Origin of the sequence: Bacillus sp. AFS059628, from assembly GCF_002571225.1 — a bacterium.
Lineage (GTDB): Bacteria > Bacillota > Bacilli > Bacillales > Bacillaceae_G > Bacillus_A.
On sequence record NZ_NVEC01000079.1, the window covers coordinates 1 to 8,070 of the forward strand.

At 32.1% G+C, this 8,070-nt stretch carries 12 protein-coding genes; 7 read left to right on the forward strand and 5 right to left on the reverse strand.

The genetic code is table 11. From position 1 onward, the window contains the following. Positions 1-118: 118 nt before the first annotated feature. The 5 genes from COL05_RS24480 to COL05_RS24500 form a co-directional block, all read right to left on the reverse strand. Complete coding sequence (locus COL05_RS24480; RefSeq protein ID WP_098670480.1) at positions 119-481, reverse strand: hypothetical protein; 363 nt, start codon at positions 479-481, stop codon at positions 119-121. A gap of 170 nt (positions 482-651) precedes the next feature. Next, complete coding sequence (locus tag COL05_RS31070) at positions 652-951, reverse strand: hypothetical protein (RefSeq protein ID WP_142337650.1); 300 nt, start codon at positions 949-951, stop codon at positions 652-654. A 151-nt stretch (positions 952-1,102) separates the two neighbouring features. After that, the gene (locus COL05_RS24490; RefSeq protein ID WP_000269246.1) at positions 1,103-2,305 is read right to left on the reverse strand and encodes an MFS transporter; all 1,203 of its coding nucleotides are present in this window, start codon (positions 2,303-2,305) and stop codon (positions 1,103-1,105) included. A gap of 304 nt (positions 2,306-2,609) precedes the next feature. Further along, on the reverse strand, positions 2,610-3,044 hold the full coding sequence (gene exsC, locus COL05_RS24495) for an exosporium protein ExsC (RefSeq protein WP_098670482.1): 435 nt from the start codon (positions 3,042-3,044) through the stop codon (positions 2,610-2,612). A gap of 168 nt (positions 3,045-3,212) precedes the next feature. Continuing rightward, complete coding sequence (locus COL05_RS24500) at positions 3,213-3,365, reverse strand: YqbF domain-containing protein (protein WP_098670488.1); 153 nt, start codon at positions 3,363-3,365, stop codon at positions 3,213-3,215. Between the two features lie 479 nt (positions 3,366-3,844). Between COL05_RS24500 and COL05_RS24510 the strand changes: the two genes are divergently transcribed. From COL05_RS24510 to COL05_RS24540, 7 genes are all read left to right on the forward strand, one after another. After that, entirely contained in the window at positions 3,845-4,213 is a 369-nt protein-coding gene (locus COL05_RS24510) for a hypothetical protein (protein ID WP_098670484.1), read from the forward strand. A gap of 196 nt (positions 4,214-4,409) precedes the next feature. Further along, positions 4,410-5,195 carry a class I SAM-dependent methyltransferase gene (locus COL05_RS24515; RefSeq protein ID WP_098670485.1) on the forward strand — a complete coding sequence of 262 codons (786 nt, stop codon included), beginning with the start codon at positions 4,410-4,412 and terminating at the stop codon, positions 5,193-5,195. 69 nt (positions 5,196-5,264) lie between these two features. Next, positions 5,265-5,453: a DUF3970 family protein gene (locus tag COL05_RS24520; protein ID WP_000621879.1), complete on the forward strand. Its 189-nt coding sequence runs from the start codon at positions 5,265-5,267 to the stop codon at positions 5,451-5,453. 77 nt (positions 5,454-5,530) lie between these two features. Then, positions 5,531-6,496, forward strand: a complete 966-nt coding sequence (locus COL05_RS24525; protein ID WP_098670486.1) for a nucleoside hydrolase — start codon at positions 5,531-5,533, stop codon at positions 6,494-6,496. A 172-nt stretch (positions 6,497-6,668) separates the two neighbouring features. Next, on the forward strand, positions 6,669-6,911 hold the full coding sequence (locus tag COL05_RS24530; protein WP_000638306.1) for a GlsB/YeaQ/YmgE family stress response membrane protein: 243 nt from the start codon (positions 6,669-6,671) through the stop codon (positions 6,909-6,911). A 77-nt stretch (positions 6,912-6,988) separates the two neighbouring features. Beyond that, positions 6,989-7,384 carry a hypothetical protein gene (locus COL05_RS24535; RefSeq protein ID WP_000847587.1) on the forward strand — a complete coding sequence of 132 codons (396 nt, stop codon included), beginning with the start codon at positions 6,989-6,991 and terminating at the stop codon, positions 7,382-7,384. A gap of 126 nt (positions 7,385-7,510) precedes the next feature. Next, positions 7,511-8,008, forward strand: coding sequence for a hypothetical protein (locus COL05_RS24540; RefSeq protein ID WP_098670487.1), 498 nt, complete (start codon positions 7,511-7,513; stop codon positions 8,006-8,008). The last annotated feature ends 62 nt before the right edge of the window (positions 8,009-8,070 follow it).

Sequence of the window (8,070 nt, forward strand, 5' to 3'; positions counted from 1 at the left end):
CCCGCCCCCCACCTAACTTCGTTGCTTTCGCTGCATTTTGAGGTGGGGGTCTTACTGTTCATTAAAACGGGATAAAAATAACGCAGAAAATATTTTCTGCGTTTTAAATGAAGAGTAATCATTTCTTTTTATATGTACATAATTTTTCAACTGCATAAAAGTATACGTTTAATTTGCCATCGACAACTTCTAAAGTTTGATCTGATGTAAATGAGTTACCATAATCAATGTGATATACATTAGAATTCTTTACAAAGGAACCTTTGTATAAATCTTCTTTTTTCTTCGTTGTTTGCATTTCTACTAAGTTTTGAACAATTTTTTCTTTCTTTTCTTCTTTTACAACTGTTTCAAATTTATAAGATGCAGGGCAAAGCCCATTTTTGTTATCAACGACTTCCCAAGAACCGTATATATCATTATTGCTACAGCCACTCAGTAGAACGATAAATATTGGAATAATTAATAAAACCCTTTTCATTTTGTACTCCTTTCTTTTCATTTTCAATAAACGTGCGAATACGATACGAATATTGTAATAAATAAAGTTTAAATTTTTATAAAGAATTATTTAATTTCATATAAAAATTTAGCGGGAATTGAAGAAACATGAATCTAGTATAAAGACAGATTCATGCCGAGTACTGTGGCCTATGTTATGTCCCTTTTGAGGAAAAATAAAGAGGAAAGTAGGATCACTATTCCATTTAAGACATATATAATTGCAACAATGAAGGCTATCCCGCCTACGCCAAATCCAGCTTTATCAAATATAGAAGCGAATGCTGTGGTAGTCAAAAAGATAATAGAAGTCAGTAATAAAAATATGAAACCCGCGACAATTCTTCTTTTAAAGTTACGTTGAGAAAGGGAAATAGCTAAAAAATTTAAGGTACTAAACATAGCAATTACAAAAAGAAGGATAATTAATACTTGTATGCCATCAGACATTTTCGCACCTCCAGTATATATCTTGTTAATATACTATATTCGAATGCAAAAGAGGGTACTCCTTTAAATAATTTCAATAAGCGTAAGAAAGAAGGTTTTATATAATAAAGAAGCATGAATTAATCTAATAATCCATGCTTCTTTAATTATGTTATAAATTCGCAGATTGCGAAGGTTGTTTTTCATATTGTTTCTGTTTAGATAGTGATATGAAGATAATTAATAATGAAATAACACCGAAAATGAGAACCATATATTGCAATCCGATTGTATCTAAGAAGAAGCCTGTGCCAAGTAAGACAATTTGGAACATAACTCTCTCAAACATATTACGGAATGAGAAGAGACGGCCGTGATAGCTTTTTTCCACTTTTGTTTGGAAGATTGTTGACATAATAGGGAAGAAGCAACCGACACTAAAACCAAACAAACCAAATGATGTAAGTGACATCCATTTTATATCGCTAAAGAACAACGAAAGGTGCGCAAAAGCAGTACAAACTGCGAAGAAATATAGTAACTTTTCAGGTTTGAAATGGTCAGATAAACGTTTAATAACGAAAGCACCTAACATAAATGCGATACCTTCAATGGTATATATAAAGCCTTTAATCGTTGGATCATGTTGCATTTCACTAATGTTGATTACCATTAAATTAAATCCAGCTATAAATAATAGAGGGATAATACTTAATATAAGTGCTGTAAAAGCAATAGGAATTCCTTTTAATATACGAAATACTTCCATAAAGCTATTATCTTTTGCAGCTTGTTTACTTGGTGTTGTTGATTTCTTATCTTCGAATTGTAGGAAGAAAGTTGAGAGGAATAATAAAGCGTACGCTGCCATTGAGAAGGCGTACATATACTGTAAACTCATTACAACTAAAAGAATTCCACCTAGTGAAGTACCAGCAATACGAGCGATTGTACCTACATTCATATGTACACCGTTCATCTGTAATAACTCGTGCTCACGTACGATGAGTGGGATTACAGATTGTAATGCAGGGAAGTAAAATGCTGCTGAAATTTGAAGGGCAACCATAAATGCAATCATAAAGGCGATGCTTTCAAATTGGATAGCGAAAAACATGAAAATAACACTAATAACGCGACCGAACCCAGCATAAAGAAGAACTTTTTTCTTTTCATACTGATCAATGATGCGACCTGCCATAGGACCGACTAGAACACCAGCTAATAGTCCGATAAATAATATAACTGATTTCATGAAATCAGAAGGGACATATTTTTGCATAAATTCAAGGTTGCCAAGAATACCAAGCCATAAACCTAAACCAGCAATAAACTCCCCAATTAATACAATCCAAACATTTTTATTACGCCACATAATATAAAACCTCTCTGTCTTTTAAAATGAAAAACTCGTATATAAAACCTCCTTATTTTATGTATGATTAGTAACGAACTTTTTTAGAGTCAGAGTCTATATTACGTGTTTCATCAGCGGATTTCAATCTTTTTGATTTGTCAAAAAAACGATGTGTTAATTGATGAAATAAGTAATGAAAATGTAAAAAATTATGATGAAGTATCAATTGAAAGTAAGGACAAATAAAAGGAAAATAGAAAAGCAAGAACGTACATACTACGTTCTTGCTTTTCTCAAGTACAAAATGAAATATTAGATTCACTTAGCAGCATTTACGCTCTTGTCCAATAGCTAAAGCGCTAAAAGATAGAGGACCAACAACTTCTGCGCTTGCACCGCTAGTAAGGTTTTCTACGGTTAATGAATATTGGTGTGTTCCACTGCTAACATCTTGATCTATAGCTTGAAATGTTTGAGTGTAGAATTGTTCAGAATCTGTAGATTCAATACCTACTTGTGCATTAAAAATTTCAAAGTTATCACGGAAAATTCGGAATAAAACTTGTGAAGTCCCAGTTATACCTTCTACACCAATTGTAGCGATTAATTCTACTCGATTATTACGTGAATCTCTACTTGAAATTCTCAACTTCAAATTTGCTAGAATTGCTTTATTTGGAGAAGCTGGGATTGCAAAAGTTGTTTCACCTGTTTTACTTATAGGCTGAGTAGCTTGATAGTCAATGATATGAGTCATATTCGTCACCTCTTCATATACTAAAATATGAAATTTACGATAAAATAGCTTGGACAAATAATAGAATGTTTTAAGAGAATTGAGCACAATTATTGAAAAGAGGGAGATTAAATGAAGGCATCAAGAAAATAACACAATTAGGTGATATTTTCTTGATGCTTTTTGTAATTAAGCAGAATATTCTTCTTTACGTACTTCAAAAAAATCATTACGACGTAAGTAGTTATAAACTTTCTCGGATACTTCTTCTTCTTCAGACATTAAGAAACGATGATCAAAAGCATAGAAGGATTGACCTTTAATTAATTTTACGTAGTATATTTTACACGCCTCCTCTAGCAAAATTAGTATTTACTTAATATTATGATGGCCTATATGCATGTGAATCATACTTGAAGTTTCAAAGGATAGAAGCTAAACAAAATAAAAAAGCTTACAAAACTGTAATGTTGTTGTCACGTTTTCCGATAGTTAAAAATAACCAATCTCTTCTATACTACAAATAAGCTATAAAAAATAAGGGGGTAAAAAAGATGGATGAAGTGATTGGAGAAGTTGTAGCAGGTATTTGTGAATTTGTAGTTGAAGTAACAGCTGATGCTATTGGGAATATAGTTTCCGGGAACGATGAGGAAAAAGAAAAAGTATAATCATTTATAAAAGTATACAGATATTCAAAGTATCAAGGCTGACTTCTAAAAGGGAGTCAGCTTTTTTATTTTTTACATTAAATTAATTATATTTAAATATTCATATGTTATAATATTGGTGAAGCTCATAAAGGAGGTGAATAAATAAAGATGTCGAATTTAAGATCTGATTTATCTGATTTTCGTTTAATTGTGACGAATGTGGAGGGAAAGGAATATCACTTTATTGTTCGTGAACATCCGATTGTAGGGAAAATTATATCGCTATTGGAAAATGGAAAAGAATATGGTTTAATAGATAAACAAATCGCTAATAAAGATAAATTTATTAAATCAGAGCTTACTAATTTAGATTATTTTAACATAGATGTTCTATATCATACACCTGGATGGATATGGATTGGCATGGATCAATTTGGTTTACATGCTCGTGAGGCTACTTATAGGGAAGTAGACGTTATTATGAAGTTAAAAGAGGATTTATATTATATAGATGTATATGAAAAAGTAAAAATGTAATTGATATTTAGTTAGGTTAGGGGACAAGTTCCCGTAGCCTTTTTTGTTTCATAATAAAACGTAAAATCTATATTAGGTCGATGATACGATAGCATAGTAAGAAATGAGTCGAAAAGAGGATTTGAAAATACATAAAGAGAACTTTAATTATTACATGAATCCTATATGTAAATAACAATAGAAAGAAGATGATAAAATGAGTAAAGAAGAACTTGTGAAACAACAGTTTGGTAATAATGCGGAAAAGTATGTGAAAAGTAAAATTCATGCTAAAGGACCTGATTTACAATATGTAGTTCAACAAGTTGAGTCTCGTCACAATAATCGTCTTCTTGATATTGCTACTGGCGGAGGACATGTTGCGAATGTATTAGCTCCATTGTTTCAAGAAGTAGTTGCCTTAGACTTAACAGAAAAAATGTTAGAGAATGCGAAAAAGTTTATTATAAGCAATGGACATGAAAATGTATCTTTTGTTGCTGGAAACGCAGAAAGTTTACCGTTTGCTGATCGTTCATTTGATACGATAACATGCCGAATTGCAGCACATCATTTTACGAACCCAGCTCAGTTTATTTATGAAGTAAATCGTACGTTAGAAGATAATGGATTATTTATTTTAATAGATAATGTTTCACCGGAAAATAATGAATTTGATACATTTTATAATTTTATAGAAAAAAAGCGGGATCCGAGTCATGAACGAGCGTTGAAAAAAACAGAATGGATTACCTTGTTAGAAAGAAACGGTTTGCAAATGCAGTCATGTCTTACTTTTGACAAGAAATTTGAATTTGACTGGTGGTGCAATATGATGGATGTACCGTTGCAGAAACGTATGAAGTTAACAGAATGTATGATGAAAACACCAGTTGAAATGCAAGAATTCTTTCATATTCAAATTGAAAATACTAAAATAAACTCGTTTTATACTGAAATGGCCCTGTTTGTATGTAAAAAAAGTGCGACATTAAGAAGATAAATTTCTTGCAGTCTTTTCAAAGTACGTTATACTTAGTACAGAGAAAATGAGAATTGAGGAAAAGTAATAATGATTCGCGTACGTATTGAAGGAACTGAGGAAGAAATGCTTGAATTTATGGAGAAAATGCCGGACATTCCTGGATTTGAAAAAACACATATGAGGGAACCGAGAAAAGGGAATAATCCAAAATACGATTCAAGTAAGAATGTATTAGCATATTTATCATATAAAAAGATCGAAGTCGCCAATAAATAGGCGGCTTTTTTAGTTTGCACTGTTTCACAGCCTTGTCTTTTTTACATAATAATAATAGTAGATTATGCTGAAGAGGGGTGAGGATAGTTAATAAGAAAATCATCTTTTTTGGAGACTTTGGTATTGACGATGCGGTGGCTTTAATATATGCAAATAAAACATGTAAATTAGATATTATAGGTATTGTTGCTGAATATGGAAATGTATCGCGAGAAATCGTAACGGAAAATGTGTATTTTTTAGAAAGATACTATGCTACAGAAGTAAAAATCATTGAGGGTGCAGCGAGGCCGATGACTGCTGAAGAACCTTTGTTCTTTCCTGAAATCCATGGGGAGCACGGCCTAGGCCCAATTATTCCACCTCATATGAGGATTTGTAAACGGGAAAATTTTTGTGAATTAATTAAATTAATTGAACCTTGTCCAGAAGATATTATTATCGTAGCGACAGGACGTTTAACAACTTTGGCGACGTTATTTTTATTATATCCAAATGTAATGGATAAGATATGTTCTTATTATATTATGGGTGGCGCATTTTTATTTCCTGGTAACGTTACTCCTGTATCAGAAGCAAATTTTTATGGAGATCCAATTGCTGCAAATATTGTAATGAAATATGCAAAGAATGCGACTATTTTTCCGTTAAATGTAACGCAAGAAGCCCTCATTACTCCTGAAATGGTGGATATTATTAATAAAGAAGGAACAGGACAGGCGAAACTTATTAAACCGATGATTGATTTTTATTATGAGAACTTTTATAAAAAAGAATACCCGGGTATTGCTGGCAGTCCGATTCATGATTTACTTCCGTTCATTTCCTTTATTAATGATGATATTTTTGAATATAAAAAGTCAGCAGTTTGGATTAGTACGACAAATGACGTAACTAGAGGACAAAGTGTGGCAGACTTTAGAAAAATAGCTGAGCCAACAACATTTGATAATAGACCAATTCAAAAAATTGCAGTTGGTTTTAACTATCCTGCATTTAAAGAAGAGTTTATGCGGACAATATTAAAGCCTGACTGTCCTTAATATGTGTATTACGAATAACATCAACCTCGAGTCGAAAAGCTGGCCGTTCATTATTTTGAAATAATCTAATAATTGATCTGTATGAATAACTACTGAAAAATGTAACATAACTAATGGTAAGCAATTGTTTCTAATTATATTTTGATTGGTAAAATATAAAGGAGGTTATTATATGATTTGGTCTTTAATCGTCGGTGGTATATTAGGATGGCTTGCAAGCTTAATTACTGGAAAGGACGTACCTGGTGGTGTAATCGGTAATATTATTGCTGGTATTATCGGTTCTTGGGTTGGTTCGAAATTACTTGGTAGTTTTGGCCCAGTCATTGGCGGATATGCAATTATTCCAGCTTTAATCGGTGCAATCATCTTAATTTTCATCGTAAGCTTCTTATTACGAGCAATGCGAAAATGAATGTAAGGACTGTTTACATTTGTAAGCAGTCCTTTTTATATGTTATGCTAGTATTATACAATCAGGAGGTGTCAGCATTGAAAACATTTACAGTAAATTTCCATCAAGAAGATAATGCTAAAGCGACAACAGTACATAAATTAAGTGAAGAGGACTTCAACAAAGCAACAGAAAAAGGCACTCGTCATCTATTTGATTTAGATACAAACGTTGGATTCTTCGTATTCTTTGACGCAGAAGATGCAGAAGGAAACGATCAATACTTAATGTTACAATACGAAGGCGATCATGAAGAGCCAACTGCATGCTACGGATTTGATTTAAAACTATACTATCAATTTTTAGCACTGTACTTAAATGATCTTGAGTTCCAAGGTGAAACAGATGAAGAAGAGGAAGAGTATGGCCCAATTCATCATTTAGCTCACTTACTTTATCATATTGTTGAAGATGGTAAGTCAATCGAAGTGTAAAAATACATATGTAAAGCTGTCCTATTTGGACAGCTTTTTTCATTTTCTCAAGCAAAATATACAAAACCTTTGCTATAATTTTTATATATCTTGATAAACATATGATATGAATAGGAAGTGAAGTATTTGTTTACGATTGAGAACTATAAAAATTCTTTAATAATAGGATTAGAAGCAAAATCCTCTGATTTGATCGAAAGGTTAAAAGTAACAACACAGCTTAATTATTATAAAGAAATAGATTTATTAGATTTTACTGTTTTTGTTCAGTCATTTGAATTGTCTATCGTTATGTTTTCAATGGATGGAGAAGCGAATGAAGTTTTTTATGAAGGGACTGATAAAGGAATTTTTTCTGGTAGCTATAATGTAATGGATGACATTACATATTATACGTTCAGTGATGAAGAATCTGATGAATTTTGGGATTTTTACGAAAAAAATGATGAGAAGTTATCTGAAATTGGAACGAAGACTATAGTAGAATGGTTTGCGGCATGCTGGAATAAAGCTGGTGGTATGAATGTTACATTACCCTCTTACGTTAGTTTTCATGACGATGAGGAATGTTATGATTTACAAAATGGTAAATGGATTTCTGATGGTGATAGATGGTTTGATTAAACAGAAAAAGCAACAAAGAAAGCTCATCTTTCTGAAGTGAACTGAACTGACCCACGAATTTG

What these genes read in the sequence shown, in the direction of transcription:
- COL05_RS24490 (WP_000269246.1), bottom strand. Translation starts at nt 2,305, where the DNA reads ATGTGGCGTAATAAAAATGTTTGGATTGTATTAATTGGGGAGTTTATT.
- COL05_RS31070 (WP_142337650.1), bottom strand. Translation starts at nt 951, where the DNA reads ATGTCTGATGGCATACAAGTATTAATTATCCTTCTTTTTGTAATTGCT.
- COL05_RS24480 (WP_098670480.1), bottom strand. Translation starts at nt 481, where the DNA reads ATGAAAAGGGTTTTATTAATTATTCCAATATTTATCGTTCTACTGAGT.
- exsC (WP_098670482.1), bottom strand. Translation starts at nt 3,044, where the DNA reads ATGACTCATATCATTGACTATCAAGCTACTCAGCCTATAAGTAAAACA.
- COL05_RS24515 (WP_098670485.1), top strand. Translation starts at nt 4,410, where the DNA reads ATGAGTAAAGAAGAACTTGTGAAACAACAGTTTGGTAATAATGCGGAA.
- COL05_RS24530 (WP_000638306.1), top strand. Translation starts at nt 6,669, where the DNA reads ATGATTTGGTCTTTAATCGTCGGTGGTATATTAGGATGGCTTGCAAGC.
- COL05_RS24520 (WP_000621879.1), top strand. Translation starts at nt 5,265, where the DNA reads ATGATTCGCGTACGTATTGAAGGAACTGAGGAAGAAATGCTTGAATTT.
- COL05_RS24510 (WP_098670484.1), top strand. Translation starts at nt 3,845, where the DNA reads ATGTCGAATTTAAGATCTGATTTATCTGATTTTCGTTTAATTGTGACG.